This is a genomic window from Nocardioides sp. BP30 (assembly GCF_029873215.1).
Taxonomy (GTDB): domain Bacteria; phylum Actinomycetota; class Actinomycetes; order Propionibacteriales; family Nocardioidaceae; genus Nocardioides.
On the sequence record NZ_CP123620.1, the window covers coordinates 4,058,180 to 4,083,594 of the forward strand.

Annotated in this window: 24 protein-coding genes; 14 read left to right on the forward strand and 10 right to left on the reverse strand. The window is 68.1% G+C overall.

Annotated features, from left to right (window positions below; translation table 11 throughout):
* The first annotated feature begins 5 nt into the window (after positions 1 to 5).
* Genes P5P86_RS19035 through P5P86_RS19045 form a run of 3 tightly spaced genes read left to right on the forward strand, consistent with a single transcriptional unit; the run spans position 6 to position 4,751 of the window.
* A complete protein-coding gene (locus tag P5P86_RS19035) occupies positions 6 to 1,820 on the forward strand; it encodes an ABC transporter ATP-binding protein (protein ID WP_280609022.1) in 1,815 nt (604 codons plus the stop codon).
* Positions 1,777 to 3,654, forward strand: coding sequence for an ABC transporter ATP-binding protein (locus P5P86_RS19040; protein ID WP_280609023.1), 1,878 nt, complete (start codon positions 1,777 to 1,779; stop codon positions 3,652 to 3,654). The genes P5P86_RS19035 and P5P86_RS19040 overlap by 44 nt, the downstream gene beginning before the upstream one ends.
* Positions 3,651 to 4,751: an LLM class flavin-dependent oxidoreductase gene (locus P5P86_RS19045; RefSeq protein WP_280609024.1), complete on the forward strand. Its 1,101-nt coding sequence runs from the start codon at positions 3,651 to 3,653 to the stop codon at positions 4,749 to 4,751. Before P5P86_RS19040 ends, P5P86_RS19045 begins: the two co-directional genes overlap by 4 nt.
* A 27-nt stretch (positions 4,752 to 4,778) precedes the next feature.
* On the opposite strand, the gene P5P86_RS19050 is transcribed toward P5P86_RS19045, so the two are convergent.
* On the reverse strand, positions 4,779 to 5,480 hold the full coding sequence (locus P5P86_RS19050) for an SDR family oxidoreductase (RefSeq protein WP_280609025.1): 702 nt from the start codon (positions 5,478 to 5,480) through the stop codon (positions 4,779 to 4,781).
* A gap of 85 nt (positions 5,481 to 5,565) precedes the next feature.
* Between P5P86_RS19050 and P5P86_RS19055 the strand changes: the two genes are divergently transcribed.
* From P5P86_RS19055 to rlmC, 4 genes are all read left to right on the forward strand, one after another.
* Positions 5,566 to 6,045, forward strand: a complete 480-nt coding sequence (locus P5P86_RS19055) for a winged helix-turn-helix transcriptional regulator (RefSeq protein ID WP_280609026.1) — start codon at positions 5,566 to 5,568, stop codon at positions 6,043 to 6,045.
* Positions 6,042 to 7,235, forward strand: a complete 1,194-nt coding sequence (locus P5P86_RS19060) for a pyridoxal phosphate-dependent aminotransferase (RefSeq protein ID WP_280609027.1) — start codon at positions 6,042 to 6,044, stop codon at positions 7,233 to 7,235. Before P5P86_RS19055 ends, P5P86_RS19060 begins: the two co-directional genes overlap by 4 nt.
* Before the next feature lie 95 nt (positions 7,236 to 7,330).
* Positions 7,331 to 8,299: an adenosine deaminase gene (locus tag P5P86_RS19065; protein WP_280611290.1), complete on the forward strand. Its 969-nt coding sequence runs from the start codon at positions 7,331 to 7,333 to the stop codon at positions 8,297 to 8,299.
* Positions 8,296 to 9,474, forward strand: coding sequence for a 23S rRNA (uracil(747)-C(5))-methyltransferase RlmC (gene rlmC / locus P5P86_RS19070; protein ID WP_280609028.1), 1,179 nt, complete (start codon positions 8,296 to 8,298; stop codon positions 9,472 to 9,474). The genes P5P86_RS19065 and rlmC overlap by 4 nt, the downstream gene beginning before the upstream one ends.
* Before the next feature lie 144 nt (positions 9,475 to 9,618).
* Here rlmC and P5P86_RS19075 read toward each other — a convergent pair whose 3' ends face one another.
* Positions 9,619 to 11,049 (reverse strand): sugar nucleotide-binding protein, encoded by a 1,431-nt coding sequence (locus P5P86_RS19075; RefSeq protein ID WP_280611291.1) that lies wholly within the window; start codon positions 11,047 to 11,049, stop codon positions 9,619 to 9,621.
* Between the two features lie 2 nt (positions 11,050 to 11,051).
* The gene (gene rfbB, locus P5P86_RS19080; protein WP_280609029.1) at positions 11,052 to 12,050 is read right to left on the reverse strand and encodes a dTDP-glucose 4,6-dehydratase; all 999 of its coding nucleotides are present in this window, start codon (positions 12,048 to 12,050) and stop codon (positions 11,052 to 11,054) included.
* Positions 12,051 to 12,069: 19 nt separating this feature from the next.
* On the opposite strand from rfbB, the gene rfbA reads away from it, so the two are divergent.
* On the forward strand, positions 12,070 to 12,945 hold the full coding sequence (gene rfbA / locus P5P86_RS19085; protein WP_280609030.1) for a glucose-1-phosphate thymidylyltransferase RfbA: 876 nt from the start codon (positions 12,070 to 12,072) through the stop codon (positions 12,943 to 12,945).
* On the opposite strand, the gene P5P86_RS19090 is transcribed toward rfbA, so the two are convergent.
* Complete coding sequence (locus P5P86_RS19090) at positions 12,942 to 14,123, reverse strand: nucleotide sugar dehydrogenase (protein ID WP_280609031.1); 1,182 nt, start codon at positions 14,121 to 14,123, stop codon at positions 12,942 to 12,944. The two genes, rfbA and P5P86_RS19090, sit on opposite strands and share 4 nt — an antisense overlap.
* 22 nt (positions 14,124 to 14,145) lie before the next feature.
* Entirely contained in the window at positions 14,146 to 14,805 is a 660-nt protein-coding gene (locus P5P86_RS19095) for a hypothetical protein (RefSeq protein WP_280609032.1), read from the reverse strand.
* Positions 14,806 to 14,918: 113 nt separating this feature from the next.
* Between P5P86_RS19095 and cysD the strand changes: the two genes are divergently transcribed.
* Complete coding sequence (gene cysD / locus P5P86_RS19100; protein WP_280609033.1) at positions 14,919 to 15,833, forward strand: sulfate adenylyltransferase subunit CysD; 915 nt, start codon at positions 14,919 to 14,921, stop codon at positions 15,831 to 15,833.
* Positions 15,833 to 17,113 (forward strand): sulfate adenylyltransferase subunit 1, encoded by a 1,281-nt coding sequence (locus P5P86_RS19105; RefSeq protein WP_280609034.1) that lies wholly within the window; start codon positions 15,833 to 15,835, stop codon positions 17,111 to 17,113. The genes cysD and P5P86_RS19105 overlap by 1 nt, the downstream gene beginning before the upstream one ends.
* A gap of 78 nt (positions 17,114 to 17,191) precedes the next feature.
* Here the strand turns inward: P5P86_RS19105 and P5P86_RS19110 are convergent, their stop codons facing one another.
* Positions 17,192 to 17,761, reverse strand: coding sequence for a hypothetical protein (locus tag P5P86_RS19110; protein ID WP_280609035.1), 570 nt, complete (start codon positions 17,759 to 17,761; stop codon positions 17,192 to 17,194).
* A 77-nt stretch (positions 17,762 to 17,838) separates the two neighbouring features.
* On the opposite strand from P5P86_RS19110, the gene P5P86_RS19115 reads away from it, so the two are divergent.
* The 4 genes from P5P86_RS19115 to P5P86_RS19130 all read left to right on the forward strand — a co-directional run bounded on the left by P5P86_RS19115 (position 17,839) and on the right by P5P86_RS19130 (position 21,602).
* Positions 17,839 to 18,045, forward strand: a complete 207-nt coding sequence (locus P5P86_RS19115) for a hypothetical protein (protein ID WP_280609036.1) — start codon at positions 17,839 to 17,841, stop codon at positions 18,043 to 18,045.
* Positions 18,046 to 18,132: 87 nt separating this feature from the next.
* Positions 18,133 to 19,470, forward strand: a complete 1,338-nt coding sequence (locus P5P86_RS19120; protein WP_280609037.1) for an O-antigen ligase family protein — start codon at positions 18,133 to 18,135, stop codon at positions 19,468 to 19,470.
* Positions 19,467 to 19,778 carry a pyrimidine/purine nucleoside phosphorylase gene (gene ppnP / locus P5P86_RS19125; RefSeq protein WP_280609038.1) on the forward strand — a complete coding sequence of 104 codons (312 nt, stop codon included), beginning with the start codon at positions 19,467 to 19,469 and terminating at the stop codon, positions 19,776 to 19,778. Before P5P86_RS19120 ends, ppnP begins: the two co-directional genes overlap by 4 nt.
* Before the next feature lie 363 nt (positions 19,779 to 20,141).
* Positions 20,142 to 21,602, forward strand: coding sequence for a sugar transferase (locus tag P5P86_RS19130; RefSeq protein WP_280609039.1), 1,461 nt, complete (start codon positions 20,142 to 20,144; stop codon positions 21,600 to 21,602).
* 35 nt (positions 21,603 to 21,637) lie between these two features.
* Here the strand turns inward: P5P86_RS19130 and P5P86_RS20135 are convergent, their stop codons facing one another.
* Genes P5P86_RS20135 through P5P86_RS19145 form a run of 4 tightly spaced genes read right to left on the reverse strand, consistent with a single transcriptional unit; the run spans position 21,638 to position 25,373 of the window.
* A complete protein-coding gene (locus P5P86_RS20135; protein WP_446724911.1) occupies positions 21,638 to 22,174 on the reverse strand; it encodes an acyltransferase in 537 nt (178 codons plus the stop codon).
* A gap of 40 nt (positions 22,175 to 22,214) precedes the next feature.
* Complete coding sequence (locus P5P86_RS19135) at positions 22,215 to 23,054, reverse strand: glycosyltransferase family 2 protein (RefSeq protein WP_280609040.1); 840 nt, start codon at positions 23,052 to 23,054, stop codon at positions 22,215 to 22,217.
* On the reverse strand, positions 23,047 to 24,498 hold the full coding sequence (locus tag P5P86_RS19140; RefSeq protein WP_280609041.1) for an oligosaccharide flippase family protein: 1,452 nt from the start codon (positions 24,496 to 24,498) through the stop codon (positions 23,047 to 23,049). The genes P5P86_RS19135 and P5P86_RS19140 overlap by 8 nt, the downstream gene beginning before the upstream one ends.
* Complete coding sequence (locus tag P5P86_RS19145) at positions 24,495 to 25,373, reverse strand: glycosyltransferase (RefSeq protein WP_280609042.1); 879 nt, start codon at positions 25,371 to 25,373, stop codon at positions 24,495 to 24,497. The genes P5P86_RS19140 and P5P86_RS19145 overlap by 4 nt, the downstream gene beginning before the upstream one ends.
* Between the last annotated feature and the right edge of the window lie 42 nt (positions 25,374 to 25,415).

A 25,415-nucleotide genomic window follows, 5' to 3' on the forward strand; every position in this document is an offset into this window, starting at 1 on the left:
TCTCGATGAGCGCCGCGCCGCGGCGCTCGGCCCTGGCGACGCAGTTCGACGGGGCGCGCGCCCACCCCCGCGCGGCTGCGGTCGCCGCCCTGGCAGGCGTCGTCAACGGCGCCACGATGGTGTTCGGGGCCGGGGCGATCGGTTGGACCACCGACCATCTGGTCACGCCCGCGCTGACCGGCCATCCGGTGGCGGCGAGCACCTGGTGGGCCGGGGCCGGTGCGATCCTCGGCATCTCGGCGGTGCGCTGGAGCACCATCTTCGTGCGCGGGCTCGCCACCGGCCGGGTGCAGTATCGCGCGCAGGCCGAGACCCGCCGGGCGGTCGTACGCCGCTACCTCGACCTCGAGCTGCGCTGGCACCGGCAGCGCTCCCCCGGTCAGCTGCTCGCGCACGCCGTCTCCGACGTGGACGCGACCTGGGCGCCGATGCAGTGGGCCTACTTCGCCCTCGGCATGGTGGTGATGCTGCTGCTCGCGCTGGCCCAGATGTTCCAGCGCTCCCCGGTGCTCGGCGCCGTCGGTGCGGGTCTGGTCGTGCTGGTGCTCGGCGCGAACCTGGTCTACCAGCGCCTGCTGGCACCGCGTACCCGCGCCGGGCAGGCCGCACGGGCGGCCGTCGGAGCGCTGGCCCACGAGTCGGTCGAGGGCGACCCGGTGGTGCGCAGCCTCGGGCTGACCGCGACCGAGGAGGAGCGCTTCGGCACGGCGGTGGACCGGCTGCGCGAGGCCAACCTCCGGATCGCACGGGTCAGCTCGGTCTTCGATCCCGTCCTGGAGCTGCTGCCGACGGTAGCCGTGCTGGCGGTGCTCGCAGCCGGAGCACCCCAGGTCGAGAACGGCGCGCTGACGGTCGGCGATCTCGTCGGCACCGTCTACCTCCTGCTGACGATCTCGATCCCGCTGAACGTGATCAGTCGCTTCCTGTCCATGCTGCCGCTCTCCTCGGCCGGGGCCGAGCGGGTCGGCTCGGTGCTGGACGACCCGGGCACCGACCGCTTCGGCGCGGACGGGCTGCCTCGGCGGGAGGCGCTCGCGGTGACGCTCACCGGCGTCGGCGTCTCGCCCGCCGGCCGCAGCATCCTGGAGGGCGTCTCGTTGACGCTGCCGCCGGGCTCGGTGACGGCTGTCGTCGGCGCGGTCGGCGCCGGCAAGTCGACGCTGCTCCAGGTGGCGGGCGGGCAGGTCCCGCCCGATGCGGGAGTCGTGCGCTTCGACGGCATCGACGTACGGCGTCTCGCCCGGGGCACCGTGCCCGAGAGCGTCGCCGTCGTCACGCAGTCCCCGTTCCTCTTCGCCGAGAGCATCCGCGACAACCTGACCCTGTCCGGCCATCCGCGCGAGCACCGTCCCTATCGCGACGACGAACTGTGGGCGGCCCTCGAGGTCGCGGCAGCGGACGACCTCGTGCGCCGGCTCCCCGACGGTCTCGACACCGTTGTCGGCGAGCGCGGCGCGACGCTCTCGGGCGGCCAGCGCCAGCGCCTGTGCCTGGCCCGGGCACTGCTCCGCGCACCCGGGCTGCTGGTGCTCGACGACGCCACCTCGGCGCTCGACCCCCGGGTGGAGCGTCAGGTCCTCGACGCGTTGGCGCGGCTGGTGGCCGACGGCGGCCCGACGGTGCTGCTGGTCGCCAACCGCCCGGGCGCGCTCGCGCTGGCCGACCAGGTGGTGCTGCTGAGCAACGGCCGGGTGGCCGCCTCGGGACGCCACCACGACCTGCTCGCCACCCGGCCGGACTACGTCCGGATCGTGACGGCCTACCAGCCGGCGGGGGGTGACGGAGCCGATGCCCTCGAAGCTGCCGCGGACGCCTCCTGAGCGCGACGTCCCTCTCGGCGCCTCCGGTCTGGCCGACCTCAGCGGGACGGCCAGCTCGCCCGTCGGGCCGCTGCGGCTGGCGCGGATCGCCGTCTCGGTCTCCCCGGTGCTGCGGGAGGGAGCGCTCGCGACGCTGCTGCTCGCCCTGCTCGCGGGCGCGGGCCGCATCGTCGCTCCGCTGAGCGTCCAGCAGGCCATCGACGACGGCGTCACCTCGGCCTCGGTGACCCGCGCGGTCCTGCTCGGCGGGAGTGCGTTGCTGGTCGCCGGCGCGTCCTCGATGCTGCTCAACCGGCGGCTCCAGGTGCGGGTCGAGAGCGCGCTGGCCGTCCTGCGCCGCACGGCGCTGTCCCGCATCCACGACATGTCGCCGGTGACCGCGGACCGCGCCCCGAGCGCCGACCTCGTGGCGCGGCTGACCAGCGACGTCGACCAGGTCACCACGTTCCTGCAGGGCGGCGGCATCCAGTTCGTCACCAACGGCGCCCAGCTCGTCATCGCCGGCGCGGTGATGCTCGGCTACAGCTGGCAGCTCGCCCTCCCGGTCTTCGTGCTCTCCGGGTTGCTCCTCGGGGTGATGCTCGGCCTGCAGCGCGTCATCGCCCGCCGCTTCGACGTCGCCCGGCGCGAGGTCGGCCACCTGCAGACGGTGGTGGCCGAGTCGATCATCGGGGCGGCCGTGATCCGCTCCACGGGCACCGACGAGCGCACCCGGCGGCGCCTGGACGCCGCCGTCGACAGCGCCCGCGACAGCCAGCTGCGCACCCTGGCACCGCTGCATGCCAACACCTCGCTCGGCGAGGTGGCCATCTCCACGATGACCGTGACGGTGGTGCTCGGCGGGGTCTGGTGGGCCCTGCTCGGCCACCCCGCCCATCCGCGCCTCAGCGTCGGGGAGGTGGTGGCGATGGTCTTCTTGGTGACGTTCTTCGTCCGACCGCTGCAGTTCCTCGTGCAGAGCCTCGGCGAGGCGCAGAACGCCCTGACCGGCTGGCGGCGCGCGCTGGAGATCGCCGTGACGCCCAGCGCCGTACGGCTCGGGCGGCCGCTGGCGCCCGGGCCGGTGGAGGTCGAGCTGCGCTCGGTCTCGGCACGGTACGGCGAGGGTCCGCCGGTGCTGCACGAGGTCTCGGTGCTGATCCGGCCCGGCGAGCACGTGGCCGTCGTCGGGCGGACGGGATCGGGCAAGTCGACCTTCGCCAAGCTCGTCACCGGCCGGCTGGAGCCGGCAGCCGGCGTCCTGCTGCTCGGCGGCGTGCCGCGCGCGGAGCTCGCCGACGCCTCGGTCACGCGGCGGGTGGTGATCGTGCCGCAGGACCCGTTCCTCTTCGACGCGACGCTGGCCGAGAACGTCCGGCTCGGCTCGCCGCAGGCGCAGGACAGCGACGTGGTGCGGGTGGTCGAAGCGCTCGGGCTCGGCGAGTGGTTCGCCGGACTGCCGGACGGGCTGCTGACGCGGGTCGGCCTGCGGGGCGAGCGCCTGTCCGTCGGCGAGCGGCAGCTGGTGGCGCTGGCCCGGACAGCCCTGGTCGATCCGGACCTGGTCGTCCTCGACGAGGCGACCAGCGGCATCGATCCGGCGACCGACGTGGCCGTCCAGGCGGCGCTGCGGGCCCTGACCCGCGACCGCACCAGCATCTCCATCGCCCACCGGATGAACACCGCTGCCGCCGCCGACCGGGTCCTGCTCTTCGACGACGGCCGCCTGGTCCAGCAGGGCCACCACGACGAGCTCGTCCGCCAGGACGGCCCCTACGCCGCCTTGGTCGCCGCCTGGCACCACGCCGGGCCGGCGCTGCGTAGCTGCCCACCACCGACAGGAGTACATCCATGACCGCGTTCACCAGTCCGACCGGCACCGAGACCTCGCTGCCGCCCGGCTTCCGGCCCAAGCGGCGGCTCGGGTTCAACACCCGGGTCTCCTTCAGCGACGACAGTGGTCCGGCACAGGGTCTGCGCGACGGCATCGAGCTGTTCAAGGCCGCCGAAGCGGCCGGCTACCAGTCGGGGTGGGTCTACCAGCGCCACTTCGACCACTACCTGTCCTCACCGGTGCCGTTCCTCACCGCCGTCGGCCAGCACACCGAGCGGATCTCGCTGGGCAGTGCGGTGCTGCCCATGCGCTACCAGGACCCGATCCTGCTGGCCGAGTCCGCCGGGGTGGCCGACCTGCTGGTCGACGAGCGGCTCGAGCTGGCCCTCGCCACCGGCGCCAACGCGGCCTGGGATGCGGTCTTCGGCGCTGTCGCGACCGATGCCCGCACCGAGGCCCGCCGTCGCCTGGTGCAGTTCCTCGACGCGGTCGCTGGCACGACCCTGCACACCGTCGACGGTCCTGGGCAGGGCGCTCCGGTGGGCACCGAGCTGCGGGTGACGCCGCACAGCCCGACCCTGCGCTCGCGGCTGCGGCAGGGGTCCTCCAGCATCGGCTCGGCCCTCCAGGCCGCCGAGCTCGGGATCGGTCTGATCGTCGGCACCGTCCTGCACGACATCCCGCCCGGGGAGACCTACTCGCAGTACCAGGGCCGCGTCATCGAGACCTACCGCACCGCGTGGCGCGAGCAGCAGGGCGGCGAGCCGCCCTCGGTCGCCGTCGCGGCCTCGGTGCTGCCCGGCACCACCCCCGAGCTCCGGGAGAGGTACGCCGGCTACGACCTGCAGCGCCGTACCGAGGGGATGGCCGCCTCCCGGCCGAAGGGTGCCCTGCAGCCGGTCGTCTCCGCCGACCTCCCGCAGGGCATGCAGATCAGCCCTGTCTTCCACGGCACGCCCGAGCAGGTGACCGAGGCTGTGCTCGCCGACCCGGGCCTGGCCCAGGCCGACGAGCTGGTGCTGTTCCTGCCGCCTGCCTTCACCCTGTCCGACAACGTCCGGCTGGTGCGTGACCTGGCCGAGACGGTCGCACCGGCCCTGGGCTGGGTCGCCGCCTGAGTCCGGCGGCGGCCCAGCCTGGTCGTCCTAGTGGGCCAGCTGGGGGTAGAGCGCCTCGACGGGCGCGGCGAGACCGGCCTTGACCTGCCGGCTGACGTCGTCGGCGAGGACCTCGTGCGCCCCCGCCTCCAGCCCGTCGTAGGCCGCTCGCACCACGTCGGCGGGATCGTTCTTCTCCGCTGTGACGTCCTTGGTCATCGGGGTGTCGGTGTAGCCCAGGTGGAGGCCGAGGACCTGGGTGCCCTGGCCGGAGAACGCGAGCCGCTGGGAGTTGGTCGCCGACCAGAGCGCCGCCTTGGTGGCGCTGTAGGCGTCGGCGATGCCGAGCCAGGACAGCACCGAGAGGACGTTGACCTGCGCGCCGCCGCCGTTGTTCGCCAGCACCGGAGCGAACGCGTTGGTGACGCGCAGCTGTCCCCAGAAGTTGGTCTCGAAGAGCTCCCTGGCGGCCTCCAGTTCGTCGCCGAGGAGCGAGGCGCCGCTGGCCGCGCCGGCGTTGTTGATCAGCACGGTGACGTCGTCGGCGTCGGCAGCGGCGGCGCTGACCGAGGCGGGGTCGGTGATGTCGAGTGCGAGCGGTACGACGCGGTCGTCGTCCCAGCTCTGCGGCGTGCGCGCTGTTGCGTAGACCTTGGCCGCGCCGCGCTCGAGCGCCTGGCGCACGAACTCGCGGCCCAGGCCTCCGTTCGCACCGGTGACGAGCACGATCGCGTTCTCGATGGAGGTCATGAGGTGGTCCCTTCAGGAGGAGAGTGAGTCGGTTGGACAACCGAACGAAGTCAGTTGGATATTCCAACCGACGTAGACTGGTGTCATGGCCATCTCCGCAGAGGTCCGCGACTGCTCCATCGCCAAGACGCTCGACGTGATCGGGGAGAAGTGGTCGCTGCTGGTGATCCGCGAGCTGCTGCTCGGCACCGAGCGCTTCGAGGAGATCGCGCGTTTCACCGGAGCGCCGCGCGACATCCTCACCCGGCGACTGCGCACCCTGGAGCACCACGGGCTCGTCGAGCGCCGCCGCTACTCCGAGCACCCCCCGCGTTCGTCGTACCACCTCACCGACCTGGGCCGGACGCTCGCTCCGATCGTGGCGATGCTGCGCCAGTGGGGGGACGAGCACCTGGCGGGCCCGGCCGGACCGCCGCTGGTGTTGCAGCACAGCTGCGGTGCGATCCTGCATGCGGAGGTCGTCTGCACGTTCTGCGGCGAGGCCGTCACCGCCGGCGGCGTGAGCCGCGCGAGCGGGAATCTCGGTGCCACTGCGCCGACCCCGCTCGATACGATGACGCCATGAGCCTCCCCCGCGAACGTCGTGTCTCCCAGCGCATCGGTGCCATCGCCGAGTCGGCGACCCTGAAGGTCGATGCCCGGGCCAAGGCGCTGAAGGCCGAGGGCCGCCCGGTGATCGGCTTCGGCGCCGGCGAGCCGGACTTCCCGACGCCCTCCTACATCGTCGATGCGGCCGTCGCCGCGGCCCGGGACCCGAAGAACCACCGCTACACGCCCGCGGGCGGCCTGCCGGAGCTGAAGAGCGCCATCGTCGCCAAGACGCTGCGGGACTCGGGCTACGAGATCACCCCGTCGCAGGTGCTGGTGACCAACGGCGGCAAGCAGGCGGTCTACGAGTCGTTCGCGACCCTGCTCGACCCGGGCGACGAGGTGCTGCTGCCGGCGCCGTACTGGACCACCTACCCCGAGTGCATCCAGCTCGCCGGCGGGGTGGCCGTCGAGGTGTTCGCCGACGAGACCCAGGAGTACAAGGTCACTCCCGAGCAGCTCGAGGAGGCGCTCACCGAGCGCACCAAGGTGCTGCTCTTCGTCAGCCCGTCCAACCCGACCGGCTCGGTCTACACGGCCGACGAGATCCGGGCCATCGGCGCGTGGGCGGTGGAGAAGGGCCTGTGGGTCGTCACCGACGAGATCTACGAGCACCTGCTCTACGACGGCGTCGACACCGGCTCGATCGCGACGCTGTGCCCCGAGCTGGCGCCGTACACGATCATCCTCAACGGCGTCGCCAAGACCTATGCGATGACCGGCTGGCGGGTGGGCTGGATGGTCGGTCCGGCCGACCTGGTCAAGGCCGCCACCAACCTGCAGTCGCACGCCACCTCGAACGTCGCCAACGTCTCGCAGCGCGCCGCCATCGCCGCCCTCGAGGGGGACCTGACGGCCGTGGACGAGATGAAGGTCGCCTTCGACCGTCGCCGCAGGACCATCGTCAGCATGCTCAGCGAGATCGACGGCGTGGTCTGCCCGACGCCCCAGGGCGCGTTCTACGTGTTCCCCTCGGTCAAGGGCCTGCTCGAGCGCACCGGGATCGCCACCTCGGCAGAGCTCGCCGAGCACATCCTGGAGAAGGCGGAGGTGGCTGTCGTGCCGGGCGAGGCGTTCGGCGCTCCCGGCTACCTGCGGCTCTCCTACGCGCTGGGCGACGACGACCTCGCGGAAGGCATCACGCGGCTGCAGAAGCTGTTTTCGTGACCGCTGGTCGAGGAGCGGGTGCCGGCGAGCGCCTCGGGAACCGCGACCTCGCCGCGCTCCCGAAGGCGCACCTCCACCTGCACTTCACCGGGTCGATGCGGCACGCCACGCTGCTGGAGCTCGCGGAGCGCGACGGGATCCGGCTGCCCGAGCAGCTGGTCTCGCAGTGGCCGCCGCCGCTGTCGGCGGCCGACGAGAAGGGCTGGTTCCGCTTCCAGCGGCTCTACGACGTGGCACGGTCCGTCCTGCGCACCCCGGACGACGTCTACCGGCTGGTCCGCGAGGCGGCCGAGGACGACGTGGCCGAGGGCGGGCGGTGGCTGGAGATCCAGGTGGATCCCTCCGGGTACGCCGCCCGCTTCGGCGGGATCACCGCCTTCACCGATCTGGTCCTGGACGCGGTTGCGGTGGCATCGCGGGAGACCGGCCTCGGGATCGCGGTGGTGATCGCCGCCAACCGGACCCGGCACCCGCTGGACGCGCGCACGCTCGCCCGGCTGGCCGCGCAGTACGCCGGCCGTGGCGTGGTCGGGTTCGGGCTCTCCAACGACGAGCGGCGCGGATCGACGCGTGAGTTCGCCCCGGCGTTCGCGATCGCGGAGCGGGCCGGCCTGCGGCTGGTGCCGCACGGCGGTGAGCTGCGCGGTCCCGAGCACGTAGCGGTGTGCCTGGACGCGCTGCACGCCGATCGGCTGGGTCACGGCGTGCGGTCGGCCGAGGACCCGGCGGTGCTCGAGCGCGTCGCCGAGGCCGGCATCGCGCTGGAGGTCTGCCCGACCTCGAACGTCGCCCTCGGCGTCTACTCCTCGCTGGCCGAGGTGCCCGTGCCGACCCTGCTCGAGGGCGGAGCGACGATCGCGCTCGGCGCCGACGACCCGCTGCTGTTCGGCTCCCGCCTGCTGGGCCAGTACGCAGCGGTGCGCGCCGCGCACGACCTGGGTGATGAGACCCTCGCCGAGCTCGCCCGGATGTCGGTCCGCGCCTCGAGCGCGCCGCCCTCGGTGCAGGCCGAGATCCTCACCGACATCGACGCCTGGCTGCGGGAGCCGGTGCCTGCGCGATGAGGTGCGGCTACTTCGAGGCCGGCGTGTGCCGTTCGTGCACGTTCCTCGAGACGCCCTACTCCGTCCAGCTGGCCCGCAAGCAGGACCGGGTCGTCACGGCGCTCGCCGAGGTGGCCCCGGGGCTGGCCTGGGCGCCCGCCGTCGCCTCGGCCGAGGCGCGGTTCCGCAACAAGGCGAAGATGGTCGTCGCCGGCACGGTCGAGGAGCCGACGCTCGGGATCCTCGACGCGGACGGTCTGGGCGTCGACCTGCAGGGCTGCGGGCTGCACCAGCCCGGCCTGGAGCGGGCGCTGCCGATGCTCGCGCGCTTCATCACCGCGGCGCGACTCACGCCGTACGCCGTCCCCCGGCGCACCGGCGAGCTCAAGCACCTGATCGTGACCGAGTCGCCCGACGGCGAGCTCATGGTGCGGTTCGTGCTGCGCTCCACCGAGGCGCTGGCCCGGCTGCGCTCCCGGCTGCCGGCGTTGCTCGAGGAGGCGCGGCTGACCGGCCCCGGCATCGCCGTCGCATCGGTGAACCTCCAGCCCGAGCACAAGGCGATCCTGGAGGGCTCCGACGAGATCGCCCTGTACGGCGAGACGCTGCGGATGCGGGTCAACGACATCGACCTGCACCTGCGGCCGCAGTCCTTCTTCCAGACCAACACCGAGGTCGCCGCCACGCTCTACCGCTCGGCGGCGGCGCTGGTCGACACGGTGGCACCGTCGACCGTCTGGGACCTGTACTGCGGCGTCGGCGGGTTCGGCCTGCACCTGGCCGGGCCGGGACGGTCGGTGGTCGGCGTCGAGATCAGCGAGCAGGCGATCGAGTCCGCTCGGATCTCCGCAACGGAGCTGGCCTCGACGGGCCCCACCGGCCACACGGGCTCGGCCCTGGCAGCCGGGAGGACGGCATGGATCGCCGCCGACGTGACCCGCTGGATCACCGAGCAGCCGCTCGCGTCGCGTTCCGATCTGGTCGTGGTGAACCCACCCCGTCGCGGCATCGGCCCGACGCTCGCGGGCTGGCTGGAGGAGTCGGGCGTGCCGCACGTCGTCTACTCCTCCTGCAACGTCGACTCGCTCGCCCGCGACCTGGCGGCGATGCCCTCCCTGCGGCCGGTGTCGGCGCAGCTGCTCGACATGTTCCCGCACACCGGTCATCACGAGGTGCTGATGCTGCTCTCCCGCTGAACGACTTTCGCCGTCACGGACGGTGTCGTGGCGGATTGCGCACCTGTTCAGCGGTGCTGGACACCTTCCCGGGCGGACAGGACGTTGAAAGCGCCACCGGACCGCCTTCCCCTGCATGGAAGGCGCACCACGCAGGCGCCGCAGTCAGGCCAGGTAGCCCTTCAACATCTCCAGCTGGTCCTCCGGTTCGAACCCGACCGAGCGGATCTTCGCCAGCGACAGCACCGAGTTGAGCGGGCGCGGGCTGATCGGCCTGCCGGCCGCGGCCGCTCCTGCGAAGTACTCCTGCGTGGTCGTCGCACTCACGTCCTCGCGTGCGCGACCGGAGAGCTCGAAGACCTCGGCGGCGATCTGCTGCCACGACAGCGGCTCGCCCGCGTTCGAGACGTGATAGGTCCCGTACGGCGCGCGCGAGCGCACCAGGTGTGCGATCGCGTCGGCCAGCGTGCTGGTGAAGGTGAGCCGGCCGATCTGGTCGGAGACCACCTTCGGTGACACCCCGTCACCCGCCAGCCCGGCCATCGTGCGGACGAAGTTGTTGCCCTCGCCGATCACCCACGAGGTCCGCACGACGTAGTGCCGCGGCGTGGTCGCGGCAGCGATGTCACCGGCGGCCTTCGACTGGCCGTACACGCCGAGCGGCGAGAACGGCTCGTCCTCGGTGTGCCCCTCGTCGGTCGAGCCTGTCGGGATCACCCCGTCGAAGACGTAGTCCGAGGAGACGTGCACCAGCGTGAGCCGGTGCTCGGTCGCCACCCGCGCCAGCAGTGCCGGAGCGACGGCGTTCACGGTCCAGGCCGCGACCCGTCCGGCGTCGGTCTCGGCCTGGTCGACGGCCGTGTAGGCGGCCGCGTTGAGGACCACGTCGTACTCGTGCCACGGCCATGCCTCCACAGCCGCCGCCGACGTGATGTCGAGCCGGCTGCGATCCACCTGCTCGGCGTCCGGGAAGACCGCCGCCAGCGCGCGGCCCAGCTGCCCGCCGGCGCCGAGGATGAGCGTCCTCTTGGGCTGCATCGGCGTGACCTCGGCGAGGGTCGGGTTGGCCAGGTCCTTGGCCGAGATCTCCACCTCCTCGGAGTCGAGCGGGATCGGCCACGCGATCGCGGCGGTCGGATCGGCGAGGTGGAGGGCGGGGTAGGCGAAGCCGGGGCGCCAGTGGTCGTTGACCAGGTAGGAGTAGACGGTGCCGTCCTCGAGCGCCTGGTAGGAGTTGCCGACACCGCGCGGGACGAAGACCGCCACGTCCGGCCCGATCTCCACCGAGTACGTCGCCCCGAACGAGTCACCCGCACGCATGTCCACCCAGGCCGCGAAGACCCGCCCCGTGGCCACCGAGACGAACTTGTCCCAGGGCTCGGTGTGGATGCCGCGGGTGGCACCGCGCGCCGCATTGAACGACATGTTGTTCTGCACCGGACCGAAGTCGGGCAGGCCCAACGCCGTCATCTTGGCGCGCTGCCAGTTCTCCTTGAACCAGCCGCGACTGTCGCCGTGCAGTGGCAGCCGGACGACGAGCAGGCCGGGGATCGGCGTCTCGGTCACGCTCAGCTCGGTCGGGCCGGTCTGCGCCACGATCACTGCCCCTTCGCGGCGTACGCCGCCTCGATCGCCGCCTTCTTGGGTCGCCACCAGTCCTCGTTCTCCCGGTACCACCGGATCGTGTCGGCGATCCCGGACTCGAAGTCCTGGAACGTCGGCTTCCAGCCGAGCTCGGTGCGCAGCTTGGTCGAGTCGATCGCGTAGCGCAGGTCGTGACCGGCGCGGTCGGTGACGTGGTCGAAGTCAGACTCGTCGCGACCCATCAGCCGCAGGATCAGCTTGACGGTCTCGAGGTTGTTCATCTCCCCGTCGGCGCCGATGAGATAGGTCTCGCCGATGACGCCCTTCTCCAGGATCCTCAGCACGGCCGAGGAGTGGTCGTTGGCGTGGATCCAGTCACGGACGTTGAGGCCGGCGCCGTACAGCTTGGGCCGCACGCCGTCGATGACGTTGGTGATCTGGCGCGGGATGAACTTCTCGATGTGCTGCCAGGGTCCGTAGTTGTTCGAGCAGTTCGAGATCGTGGCCTGCACGCCGAAGGAGCGCACCCAGGCGCGGACCAGCAGGTCGGAGCCCGCCTTGGTCGAGGAGTACGGCGAGGAGGGGTTGTACGGCGTCGCCTCGGTGAACCGCTGCGGGTCGTCCAGCTCCAGGTCGCCGTAGACCTCGTCGGTGGAGATGTGATGGTAGCGGACCCCGTGCTTGCGCACCGCCTCCAGCAGCTGGAACGTGCCGACGATGTTGGTCTGGACGAACGGGCTCGGGTCGTTCAGCGAGTTGTCGTTGTGCGACTCCGCGGCGTAGTGCACGACCGCGTCGTGCGAGGAGACCAGACCGTCGACGAGCTCGGCGTCGGCGATGTCGCCGACCACCAGGGAGACCCGGTCCGAGGGCAGTCCGGCGATCGCCTCCTTGCTCGCGGCGTAGGTCATCTTGTCGAGCACTGTCACCCCCAGGTCGGTGTTCTCGACCAGGTAGTGCACGAAGTTCGAGCCGATGAAGCCGGCGCCGCCGGTGACCAGGATGCGATTCACGGCCCCTATGGTAGGGCCCATGAAGGGCATCATCCTGGCCGGCGGCACCGGCTCGCGCCTGCACCCGATCACCCTCGCGGTCAGCAAGCAGCTGATGCCCGTCTACGACAAGCCGATGGTCTACTACCCGCTCTCCACGCTGATGCTGGCGGGCATCCGCGACATCCTGGTGATCACCACCCCGCACGACGCCGTGGCCTTCGAGCGGCTGCTCGGCGACGGCTCGCAGTTCGGCGTCCGCATCACCTACCAGCAGCAGCCCTCCCCCGACGGGCTCGCGCAGGCGTTCACCATCGGGGCCGACTGCGGCTTCCTGGCCGAGGGTGACCGGGTCGCGCTCGTGCTGGGCGACAACATCTTCTACGGCGACGGGATGGGCACGCGGCTGCGCCGCTTCGAGGACCTGCAGGGCGCGGCCGTGTTCGGCTACCGGGTCGCCGACCCGACGGCGTACGGCGTGGTCGAGTTCGACGAGGACTCCAAGGCGATCTCGCTGGAGGAGAAGCCGGCGAAGCCGCGCAGCCCCTACGCCGTCCCGGGTCTCTACTTCTATGACAGCTCCGTGGTCGAGCTGGCGCGCTCGCTGAAGCCGTCGGCACGCGGCGAGCTGGAGATCACCGACCTCAACCGGATCTACCTCGAGGCCGGCACGCTGCATGTCGAGGTGCTGCCCCGCGGCTCGGCCTGGCTCGACACCGGGACCGTCGAGGACCTCAACGAGGCGGCCAACTACATCCGAGCGATCGAGCACCGCCAGGGCACCAAGGTCGGCGCGCCCGAGGAGGTCGCCTGGCGGATGGGCTGGCTCTCCGACGACGAGCTGGCCGAGCTGGCACAGCCGCTGGTGAAGTCCGGCTACGGCGCCTACCTGCTCGACCTGCTCGACCGGCGCTAGCTGTTGCCGAACAGGTCGCGGGTGTAGACGAGCTCCTCGACGTCGGCTAGCTCAGGCGTGCGCCGGTTGGCCACGATGAGGTCCGAGCGCCGCTTGAGCTCGGCGAGGTCGTGCAGCACCTCGGACCCGAAGAACGTCGGCTCGTGCAGCTCGGGCTCGTAGACGAGCACCTCGACCCCCTTGGCCTTGAGCCGCTTCATCACGCCCTGCACCGACGACTCCCGGAAGTTGTCGGAGCCGGCCTTCATGATGAGCCGGTGGATCCCGACCACCTTCGGGCCGCGGGCGAGGATGTCGCTGGCCACGAAGTCCTTGCGGGTGGTGTTGGAGGCGACGATGGCCGAGATGAGGTTCTGCGGCACGTCGCGGTAGTTCGCCTGCAGCTGGAGGGTGTCCTTGGGCAGGCAGTAGCCGCCGTACCCGAAGGACGGGTTGTTGTAGTGCGTGCCGATCCGCGGGTCGAGCCCGACGCCGTCGATGATCTGGCGGGTGTCGAGGCCGTGCAGGGCGGCGAAGGTGTCCAGCTCGTTGAAGTACGCCACCCGCATCGCCAGGTAGGTGTTGGCGAAGAGCTTGATCGCCTCCGCCTCGGTGGACTCGGTCAGGAGCACCGGTACGTCGGAGTCCTCGGCCGCCTCGGCGAGCAGGTCGGCGAAGCGCTGCGCCCGGGGGCTGCGCTCCCCCACCACGATCCGTGACGGGTGCAGGTTGTCGTGCAGCGCCCGGCCCTCGCGCAGGAACTCGGGGCTGAAGATCAGGTTGTCGGTGCCGAGCCGCTTGGCCGCATCCGCGGTGAACCCGACCGGGACGGTCGACTTGATCACCATCGTGGCGGTCGGGTTGATCGCCGTCACGTCGGCGATCACGCCCTCGACCGAGGAGGTGTCGAAGTAGTTGGTGGTCTCGTCGTAGTTGGTCGGGGTGGCGATCACCACGTAGTCGGCCTCGGCGTACGCCTGCTCCTTGACCAGGGTGAAGGTCAGGTCCAGCTCGCGCTCGGTCGGGTTGTGCGCGGCCAGGCGGGTGGAGATGTCCGCGTCCTCGATCGGGCTGCGGCCCTGCTGCAGCATCGCCACCCGCTGGGGGTCGATGTCGAAGCACACGACCGTGTTGTGCCGGGCCAGGAGCACCGCCATCGACAGACCGACGTAACCCGTCCCGACCACCGCGATCCTCATGGCAGGGAGCATACGCATCGGCTCACTCGCCGAGGGCAGCGACGGCATCCAGTACGCCGGCGAGCGCTGCCCGCTGTCCCGCGTCCATCCGGCCGCGGTGGTAGCCGGCTCCGGCGAGCAGCGTCACGCTCTTGTGCGCCTGCCCGACCGAGACGCCCGCCGCCGCGGCGAGCTCGCGCAGCGGCGCGCTCTCCAGCTCCGGGTCGGCCAGTAGCGCCGCGATCACGCGCCTGTTGGCGGGGGTCAGCAGGCGCCCGCTGCGGACCTCGGCGGGCTCGGGGTCCGCGTGCTCCCCGAGCTCGTCGAGGCGGATGCGCTTGCGCCCCGACACCTCGATGAGCACCGTCGCGAACCGTATGGATGCGTTGCCGGCGGCGTCGACGTACCCGACCCCGATCGCGCGCAGCTGCTCGCCGAGCCTCGGTGAGATCCACGGCGCGACGACCAGGACGGGCGCGGTCGCCTCCGCCGCCGCGGCCAGCACCGCCGCGAGCCGGACCGCCGGCACGGCATGTACGGCGAAGCGCTGCCGGGAGCCGCCCCACCGCAGCGCGAGGGTGGCGTCGGCGCGCACCGCCGGCGCGCGCTCGAAGCGCACCGAGCAGTCCACGCCCCACGACGCCAGCCGGGAGCGGGCCGCCTCGACCAGCGACTCCACCGTCGTCTCCGCTGTCGTCTCCACCGCCACGATCGTTCACGATAGCAAGACGTTCACGCCTGACGAACACTGAGAAAGTGTGAAATTCGGACGGCCGAAGTCTCTCGACCGGGGAGCCCCCGGCTAGAGTGCCCGCCATGACGTCCACCCATACCGACTACCGGCTGAGTCAGCTCGACCAGTTGGAGGCGGAGTCGATCCACATCTTCCGTGAGGTCGCCGCCGAGTTCGAGAAGCCAGTGCTGATGTTCTCGGGCGGTAAGGACAGCATCGTGATGATGCGGCTGGCGGAGAAGGCCTTCTACCCGGCCAAGATCCCCTTCCCGGTGCTGCAGGTCGACACCGGCTACGACTTCCCCGAGGTCCTGGAGACGCGCGACAACTGGGTGAGCCGGCTCGGCGTACGCCTGATCGTGGCCAGCGTCGAGGACGCCATCAAGAACGGCGTCGTCGTGGACGATGGCAAGACGAGCCGCAACCGGCTGCAGATCGGCACCCTGCTCAACGCCATCGAGGAGAACGGCTTCACCGCCGCCTTCGGCGGCGGCCGACGCGACGAGGAGAAGGCCCGGGCGAAGGAGCGCGTGTACTCCCACCGCGACGAGTTCGGCCAGTGGGACCCGAAGATGCAGCGACCCGAGCTGTGGAGCCTCTACAACGGGCGGCTGCACGAGGGCGAGCACATGCGGATCTTCCCGATCTCGAACTGGACCGAGCTCGACATCTGGGACTACATCCGCCGTGAGCAGATCGAGATCCCGAGCATCTACTTCAGCCACCAGCGGCGCGTCTTCGAGCGCGACGGGATGCTGCTGACCGAGTCGGAGTTCAACCCCTGCCGGCCCGGCGAGACGGTCGAGGAGCGCACCGTCCGGTTCCGCACGGTCGGCGACCTCACCCTGACCGGTTGCGTGGAGTCGACCGCGTCGACGCTGGACGAGATCATCGAGGAGGTCGCTGCCGCCCGGGTCACCGAGCGGGGCGCGACCCGAGGCGACGACCGCTTCTCCGAAGCGGCCATGGAGGACCGGAAGAAGGAGGGCTACTTCTGATGGCCACCGAGACTGTGCAGACCAAGAAGAAGCCGATGGACCTGCTCCGCTTCGCCACCGCCGGCTCCGTCGACGACGGCAAGTCGACCCTGATCGGGCGACTGCTCTTCGACTCCAAGTCGATCTTCGCCGACCAGCTCGAAGCGGTCGAGCGCACCTCGGAGCAGAAGGGTCACGCCTACGTCGACCTCTCCCTGCTCACCGACGGCCTGCGCTCCGAGCGCGAGCAGGGCATCACCATCGACGTCGCCTACCGCTACTTCGCGACGCCGAACCGCAAGTTCATCATCGCCGACACCCCGGGCCACGTGCAGTACACCCGCAACATGGTCACGGGCGCCTCCACGGCCGACCTGGGTCTGGTGCTGGTCGATGCCCGTCACGGACTCACCGAGCAGTCGCGGCGTCACGCCGTACTGCTCTCGCTGCTGCGGGTCCCGCACCTGGTGCTGTGCATCAACAAGATGGACCTGGTCGATTGGTCGCAGGAGATCTACGACGAGATCCACGCCGAGTTCACCCAGTTCGCCACGAAACTGAACGTGCCCGACCTCGAGGTCATCCCGATCTCGGCGCTCGCCGGGGACAACGTGGTGGACCGCTCGCAGAACATGCCGTGGTACTCCGGGCCGACCCTCATGCACCACCTCGAGCATGTCCACGTCGCCTCCGACCGCGACCTGGTCGACGCCCGCTTCCCGGTCCAGTACGTCATCCGGCCGAAGTCGGACGAGCACCACGACTACCGGGGGTACGCCGGACAGCTCGCGGGCGGCGTGTTCAAGAAGGGCGACGAGGTCATCGTGCTGCCCAGCGGCATGACCTCGAAGATCGCCGGCATCGACCTGTTCGACCAGGAGGTCCCCGAGGCCTTCCCGCCGATGTCGGTGACGATCCGGCTCGAGGACGACGTCGACGTCTCCCGCGGCGACATGATCGCCCGGGTCAAGAACGCCCCGACCCCGACGCAGGACATCGACGCGATGGTCTGCTGGATGACGAACACGCCGCTGCAGCCCCGGCAGAAGCTGGCCATCAAGCACACCACCCGGACCGGCCGCGCCTTGGTCAAGGACATCCAGTACCGCCTGGACGTCAACACCCTGCACCGCGACCAGTCCTCCGGCGAGCTCGGCCTCAACGAGATCGGCCGCGTCCAGCTGCGCACCACCCTGCCGCTGCTGGCCGACCCCTACTCGAAGAACCGCACCACCGGCTCGTTCATCCTGATCGACGAGGCGACCGGCGTCACCGTCGGCGCGGGCATGATCAACGGCTGACGCCCCGTCGGCTCGGCGCGCCGAGAACACCGATAGCAGCGATGCCTCCCCGGCCGGGCCGGGGAGGCATCGCTGCTCTCACTCCCAGTGCGGGTGGGTGTGGTCGCCGGTGCACTCCCACGAGCGGCCCGACGCGTCGTAGCCGACCTGTCCGTACATCGACTGCTTGCAGAACTCGCCGCCCTGGATGCAGCTGCCGCTGCTCGTGCGGGTGCAGGAGTGCGAGGCCGGCTGGGACGACCCCGACGCCTTGGCCGGCGCTGTGACGTGGATCGTCACGACCGGGCTGACGGCGAGGACGCTGTCGGCCGCATCCTCCAGGACCGCGCGGTAGCGGATCGTGCCCTGGGGCAGGTGGGACTCGGTGACCCGGCCGCCGGCGGCCCGCGGGAACGCGTCGACCTCCTTCCACCCCGAGCTCTTCTTCTGCTCCAGCACAACGCCGGTCGCACTCCCCCGGTGCGTGGCGTGCGCCGTCAGCGCGACCCGCCCCGAGGTGGTGATCCGGTGCGACGAGGCCTTGAGCGTGAGGTGCGGACCCTGACCCGCCTGTGCGGGCATGGACAGGAGGGCGAACGCGCCCACGAGCACGCCCGTCGCCACGACGGCGAGCAGCACCCGGAACGGCCGAAATGCGAAATTCACCATGCCCGCGAGGTTATGGCGGTCGTCACATCCGCGCAGGCGAATGGGTAAAGAGCGCGGGCCTCGGGCATCCTTGCCGGATGCATCACCGCGTCTTGAGCCTGGTCACCGCCGCGGCGGTCACGGTGATGCTGCTGTTCGGGGTCGCTGGGCACTCGCGCATCTCCGGCCCGGTGATCCTGCGCTTCGGCAACACCACCCACGGCGTCCACCTCGACGACCTGTTCGTGCTGGCGTGCTGGTTGATCGTCATCGGTGTCTGCGTCCGGCTCTGGCGCCGGGGCTAGTGATCTGGACCGGCTCAGCCTTTCAGGCTGGTCGCCAAGACCACTGAAGCGCTCACCGGACCCCTCCGCCTGGTCTAGGCTGAGGCGGTGCTCGGGACGCTCCACAAGAAGCCACGCTTCGACATCCTCATCACCCTCGGCATCAGTCTGGTACTCGTTGACCGGGTCGATTTCCTGGCGGGCGCCGGTCCGTTCGCTCTGACTCCGTTCCTCGCGCTCGCACCCTTTGTCCTTACCGCGACGATGCTTCACGTGCTGACAACTCGTAGCGAAGACCGCGGGGCGGTCTCACTCCGGGGTAAGCGCGGCGCGATGTGGCTGAGCGTTGTGGTTTTGGCGGTGCTCACCTCACTCTTCTTCGGACCCCCAGGACACGGGCTTGCACGGTCAGCACTTCTGGTCGTCCAAATGAGCGCCGGCGTCTCACTCGTTGCATTAATTCGTTGGAGTGAGAACTGGCGTGCGGTGCGCCGAGGCGCATACATCGGACTCGCGATCTACGCCATTTTCGATCTTTACCAGTGGGTCCTAGTGCGAGCCCGGATTGGGCTCGGCGAGCACTGGAGCGGCGTCGTAAACGGGACACTCTCACCCCTTGGTGCCGATGCTTTCCGTTTCACAGGGGCCTGTACAGATCCCAATCGAGCCGTCCCAGCGATCGCCTTCTTCACCTATCTGCTGCTGGCAGACCCGGTCACGTCGCGGCCCTACCGCCGCTGGACGCAGTACGGCATCTTGAGCGTCGGCCTGGTCATGTCAGCACTTACGTTGTCGCGCAGCGGCTTGATCGTCTTCTTCATCATCCTTGCTGCCGCGATCGGCACGATGGTGCGCCAGATGCCGCAGGCCGAGCGGGTGCTTTGGTTCGTGCTTGGCGGCTTCACCTTGGTTTGGTTCGCTCGAGGTACCTGGATCGATGAGTTGGGAGCTCGTTCCATCATCGACACGCGATTGAGCCGCCAAGACGGATCCGCTCGATCGCATCTCGAACTTCTACACCGCGGCTGGGACGGCAGCACTATCGACTGGCACTTCCTGACAGGCCACGGCTACGGTCAGTCATATCTCTACCTGCAGGACATTTTTCCGCAGGACATATACGCAAACTACCATTCACTCTTCATCACCATGCTTTTCGAGACAGGCGTGGTCGGACTCATCGCAGTCGTAGCCCTCACCGTCGGCCCGTTGCGCTCGCGGAGACGTTGGCTGGCACTCGGCGTCATCGCGTTCAATCTCTTCTACCAAGACATCGCCGACCCGCTCTTCTGGGTCCAGATTGCATTATTGTGGTTCGTCTCAGACACTCCCCTGGAAGCGCCACCAGATCGAGGCGGAAGCGCCAGTATGCGAGCCCGCAAAATAGCGCCGTTCTTTGGTCCCAGGCTGCCACATAAAGACCTGATCAGTACAATGCGCGCGTGACCTCCTATACCAACGTATCTATCAACACGGCCGCAAACGTCTATTTTGACGGTCGCTGTGTGAGCCACTCCTTCACACTCTCCGACGGCACGCGGAAGTCGGCCGGAGTGATCTTCCCGGCTAGGCTCACCTTCGGCACCGGCAACCCCGAGACGATGGACATCCAGGCGGGCCGCTGTCGGATCCGTCTTGCTGGTACCGAGGAGTGGCGGGAGTACACAGCGGGCGACTCGTTCTCCGTCCCCGGCGAGAGCAGCTTCGACATCGAGGTGACCGAACTCCTCGACTACGTCTGTCACTACGGCTGAGGGGATCGGCCACGGCAAGGCGCCCCGTCCACAAGCCGTGGAACGGGGCGCCTCAACACGTCCGAGTGCCTGTCCCCCAACGGGCGAGACGTGAGCGGCGGTGGCGAGGTCTCGGGTCCTCGACCACCACCTGAGGCCAGCCTACGTCGTCACGACCATTTGCATCAGAGTCCGATCGGCCCAGACGGCGCTAGTCCAACCGGGTAGTAAGACCGCCACGTCGAGACAGCAGCAACCCAGATCTGTATCAACACTCGGGACCAATTGCCCAGATCTCCTGCGCTACCCCGTATACCCAACTTAGGGTATGGATGCCGCTGATTGGCGGCAGGATTCGACACCCGCCGCTCGGAGGAGGGACGCGTGAGCATCGCAGAAGACCGAGCGGCGGCGCTCACAGCATCGCAACCGAGCGTTGCACGAGTCGATACACGCAGATCACTCCCCATGGTCGCCTGGGCGCTCGACCTAGGGATCTTGTGCGTCGTAGTGGCGACGGCAGCGTTACTACGCCGCGCGTGGGACCTGTTTCCGCAGCCTGATCGGGAATCGAGCGTCTCGACGGTCGGTCCGCTCATCATCGTGGGATGGCTGCTCCTCAATTTGCTCTTCGGAGCCTATAGTCGCGAAGACTTCGGCGAAGGCACCGCGGAGTTCAAGCGCCTGTTGCACGCTTCGATGTACGCCGCCGGCCTCACCGGTGTGGGTTGCTACCTGAGCCATCATCAACTCTCTCGCGGCTTCTTCGTCACCGTCTTCGCCCTCGGAGTCCCTGCCATACTCATCGGCCGCCTGGCGCTGCGCAAAGGCGTCCGCTCGATGCGGATCAAGGGCATGCTCGGTCAGCGAGTGATCATCGCGGGCGGTCCCGCGCACGTCGACGAGATCGCTGCCGTTCTCTCCCGCGAGAGATGGCTGGGCTACCAGGTCGTCGGCGCGCTCACCCCAGCGACGCATCACGGTCGCACGACCGCATCGGGGATCCCGGTTCTCGGGAACTCCGAAGATCCAGCGTCCGCCATCGGCGACGCGGACATCCTCTTCATCACCGGGGGTGCCCCGCACTCTGCCGAAGAATTGCGGCAGATCGTCTGGGATCTCGAGCAACACCGGGTGAAACTGGTCGTCGCTCCTTCTGTCACAGACCTCGCAGGCGACCGCGTCAGGGTCCGGCCCATGGCAGGGCTGCCGCTTGTCCACCTTGAGGCACCTCGCTGGGCACACGCCCGCGGCTGGGCGAAGCGAAGCTTCGACGTTATCGGGTCGACCGTGCTGATTGCTGCACTGTCCCCCCTCCTTCTCCTAGCGGCCATGCGCATTCGCCGTTACGACGGCGGGCCCGTCCTCTTCCGGCAAGCGCGGATCGGACGCGACGGTGAGACGTTCGACTGCCTCAAGTTCCGAACTATGGTGACTGACGCGGAGGCCCGCGTCGTTCAGCTGCAAGCAGACCTCGGCGTAGAGGCGTTGCTGTTCAAGGTGAAGGACGACCCCCGCATCACCGGGCCGGGCCGCTGGTTGCGTCGATTCTCGATCGACGAGTTGCCGCAGCTCTTCAACGTTCTCCGCGGGGACATGTCTCTCGTGGGACCGCGCCCACAGGTTGCCGCCGAGGTCGCTATGTACAACGATGCGATGAGGCGCCGCCTCCACGTCCGTCCCGGCATGACCGGACTGTGGCAGGTCTCCGGCCGCAACGACCTGTCCGTCGAGGAGGCAATGCGCCTCGACCTCTACTACGTCGACAACTGGTCGGTCGCCCAAGACCTGGCGATCCTTGCCCGGACCGCCGGGGCCGTGCTGGGCGCTCGGGGCGCCTACTGAGCGACCGCCTGCGGCAAGGCTCGCGAACGCGAACCTCACCGTGGGAGCGAACGGATCTTCGTGGCAGGAACGCCTCCGTAGAGGAAGTTCCTCTCGCAATCTTGCGTCACTACCGCACCCGCGGCAACGACCACACCGGAATCAATCACCACTCCGGGCAACACAGTAACCCCAGCACCGATCCACACGTTGTCATTGACGACGATCGGAAGCGAAAGGTTATCTTCCGGGAGACGACGAGTGCGCGTCTCTTCAGTGGCGCCTATCAGGTGGGTGGCGGTAATCATCATCACCCGCGGCCCACACGCAACGTTGCGGCCCAAGGTGATTCCTGCTGACGGATCGATGAAGCATTCGTAATTGAGGAACGACCCGCTGCCTATGATCAGTCGGCCCGACCCTATGAACACGCGCGGGGCGATTCTCGAGCCTATACCACGAACATTCCACGGCCACAGCAGGTACGGTCGAAGTCGAGGCGGAATAACGCTACTCGTCAACAGACCGTTCTTGAAAATATCCCTCAGGGCAGCGCGCGCGAACCGGCTACCCGAGACTAACAACCGGCTCATGCAAAGCCCCCCGTTAACACACTCGCCTCAGATGACAGGCCTACCTGTGCGCCTCCGACGCCAAGTCGCCATATATCGCTTCAATCGAATCCCGGTCGCCCACCCCCATATTTTGGCGCATCTTCAAGAATACTAGGATCCTATAAGTCAATTGCATCCACAATAGCCCGAAGCCGGTCGATCCGTCCCGCCATGGCCGGCCTTCGACCCCTCGCCTGACAACTTCCTTCATCAAATTTCTGGCCAGAAACCTGAGTGTCGGCTTGAGACCCTTTTCGAGGTTCTCTCGCGCCTCAACCGAACTGTATCTGTTTAGCTTCTCTATGAAGTGATTCCAGTCAGTATAGTTGAAGTGCCATACACATAGGTTCTCGCCGCCCTGGATGTCGGCAACGCGCGCATCGGCTACTGGCTGCGGAGCGCCGTGGATACCGTTCTCGATTCGCCACTCTTGCAGCGCTCCTCGCCGGAACAGGAAATAATGACGGTCTCTGCTCGCTTGCCAGCCCGTTCCTCGCACTCTCTTGCCGAACATGAAGTTCAGGCGACACATGCGAACCACGTCTACGCGGCCCTCGGCCACTACCTCACGTATCTTGTCGCATAATTCCTTCGGCACGATCTCGTCTGCATCTATCCGAAGGATCCATTCGCCGAGCGCAGCCTGCTCCGCCAGGCTCCGTACCGGCTCGACGTAGCCAACGTCCGGGACGTCGATGACACGCGCGCCCAGCGACCTCGCAATCTCCACCGTCTGATCTGAGCTATTCATATCCGCGACCAAAATGTCTTCGCACAGGTCGCCGATGGACTCTATCGCCCGGCGGATGTTCTTCTCTTCGTTTCTCGTATGAATGATCGCCGTTATCAAGTCAGCCACCCCGCAATTGAAGGAGGAACCAATTTATACGCTTTCGAGACAGCACCACAATCAGAACTGCGAACCCCGCGGCGCCCGAAACGCTCACTGCCACTAGGCGTGCCCATGACGCGTTGTCAAAAAAACGACCGACCAGCACCGAAGCAAGACAGAAGCAAATTCCCGATGCGATCCAAGGCTCCGCAATAGATCTAACGGGCCTGAAGGCCACCTCAGAACGTGTCTTGACAATTAACCAGACCGTGACTCCTTGGGCCGCGATATTCGCATACCCGTACGAGTTTTCGCCCAGCATCGGAACCAGGACAAGAACTCCCACCCACGTGGCCGCGAGCCATCCTAAGGCCGCCTTGAAGACAACGGCGGCGCTTCCGGTTGCATTGAGAAGACCCGAGCAAACGATCGAAGCCGGCGTCAGGACGTTCGCGACTGACAACAGACAAACAAGCGGAATCGCCGCTGTCCACCTATCGCCGTAGATCAGCGTAGTAATTGATGAGATCGAAGCGAGGGTCCCGCAGACGACCAAAGCCGTAACGGCGTTGAGCCAGAACAAAACTTGCTCAGCCGCCTGCCCCATTCGTACCCGATCACTTTGCATCCGCGCGAAAGCCGGAAGAAGGAGTCGCGAGAACACCATCACAAGGTAGGTCCCCAAGACGGCAACCTGTTGGGCCCAATTCACACGGCCGACGGCAGTAGCGCCAACAACAAGGCCGATGACCAGAGGGTTTGCTGCGTCTTTAAGAGCGTTGACTAAACTCGCCATGGCGTTGAACCAAGCGAATCTCCATAGATCGCGGATCTCTCGGAAGGCGAAGCTTGGCAAAGGAGGCATGCCGACGCGCCACAAGACATAGGGAACGGCACTCACTGAAGATGCCAAAAAGGCGACGCCCAGACCGACCACACGGAGTCCGGAAAGGGCAGCGATCGCTGCAACCACATTGAAGACGATAGGGCGGACCGCCAATAGTGCACCGGACTCTGCGAGGCGCAGCGCGCGCTCGAGTTGGATGACGCCGATCGTCGAAAACGGAACGAAGACGACACCGATAGCGCAGAGATAGATACAAGCACGCGCATCGCGCACGTCATGAAACGGCGCGCAGATACTGGGGTTGAGGCCGACAAGGAGCCCAGCCAGGACAACGGCGACCGACAGTTGTGCTCCGTATACGACCGCTAGACGGCGCCTGGTCGGCACTTCCCTGTGTTGGACTGCCGCCGCCGAGAACCCCGCTTCCACGAGAAGGTACGACGACGTCATGATGAGGGTGACGACCGCATACATTCCGAATTCGGCTGTCGACAGCTTTCGCGCAAGGACGATCCCGACGCCAGCGGACGAGAATGCCACCAGTATCTGCCGGGCAACGAGCACAACGCCGCCCGCCGCCACTTTAGCCGCGTTGGTGCTCAATGTGTTGACCTTCGGGCTCATCCAGAGTCCCTGGGATAGATCGCGGCGCCCCTAACATCGGATGTCAATGCCGTACGAGCACCGCGATAGACGGCGCGCAGGCGCTCCCAATCTGCGGTGACGGCGTATCCAAGCAGTCGTTTTGAGATCCGGATCATGGCGCCGAGTTTTATCAGCGCTCCCCTGTGTATCTTGGCGAGGATGACGGCGCCGTAAGCCGAATATTCCACCACTCGGCTCCCGGCCTGGCGGTGGGAGGCGCCCCCTTTGTGCTCAACCACCGCCTCGTCAGCAACAATGAGACGCCATCCCGCGGCATTTGCTCGAAGGCCGTAGTCCACGTCCTCCCAGTACATGAAGAATCGCTCATCCAGCAATCCGATGTCCAAGATCGTTTCTGCTCGTAGCAGTACAGCTGCCCAGGTGAGGAAGTCAGGGCGGGTCGGATTCGACTCCTCGACGGCCAAGCGCCACGGAACGAAGCGTCCCCCGTTCGAGGTGACTTCATTAGCAGAGTTTACGATCCGTGGACCAACGAGACCGGCCCTTGGATCCGAACCCATCACGTGAAGCAAACGGCGCAAGGCCCCCCGGCGGATCAAGGCGTCATTGTTGATGATCAATAATCTCTTCGCGCCACTTTCGATCGATGTCTTCATCCCGATGTTTATACCCGAGCTGAAACCCAAGTTTCGCGGTTCAGCGATGACACGAACTCGACCGCCGCGAAGAGCTTCGCTCGCCTCGACGCGGCGCTTGAGCGAGCCGTCCGTCTCATTGTCCACCAACCAGATGAAGCGGCATTCTGCCTCTGCGGCCAACGCTTCTGCGCAAGCAAGGGTCGACTCGGCGTCGCGCCAATTCAACACGATTGCGTCACAGGGGGCTATGTTCACCGGATGCTCCCTTGGCGCGGATCCGAAACCCGCGTAACGACG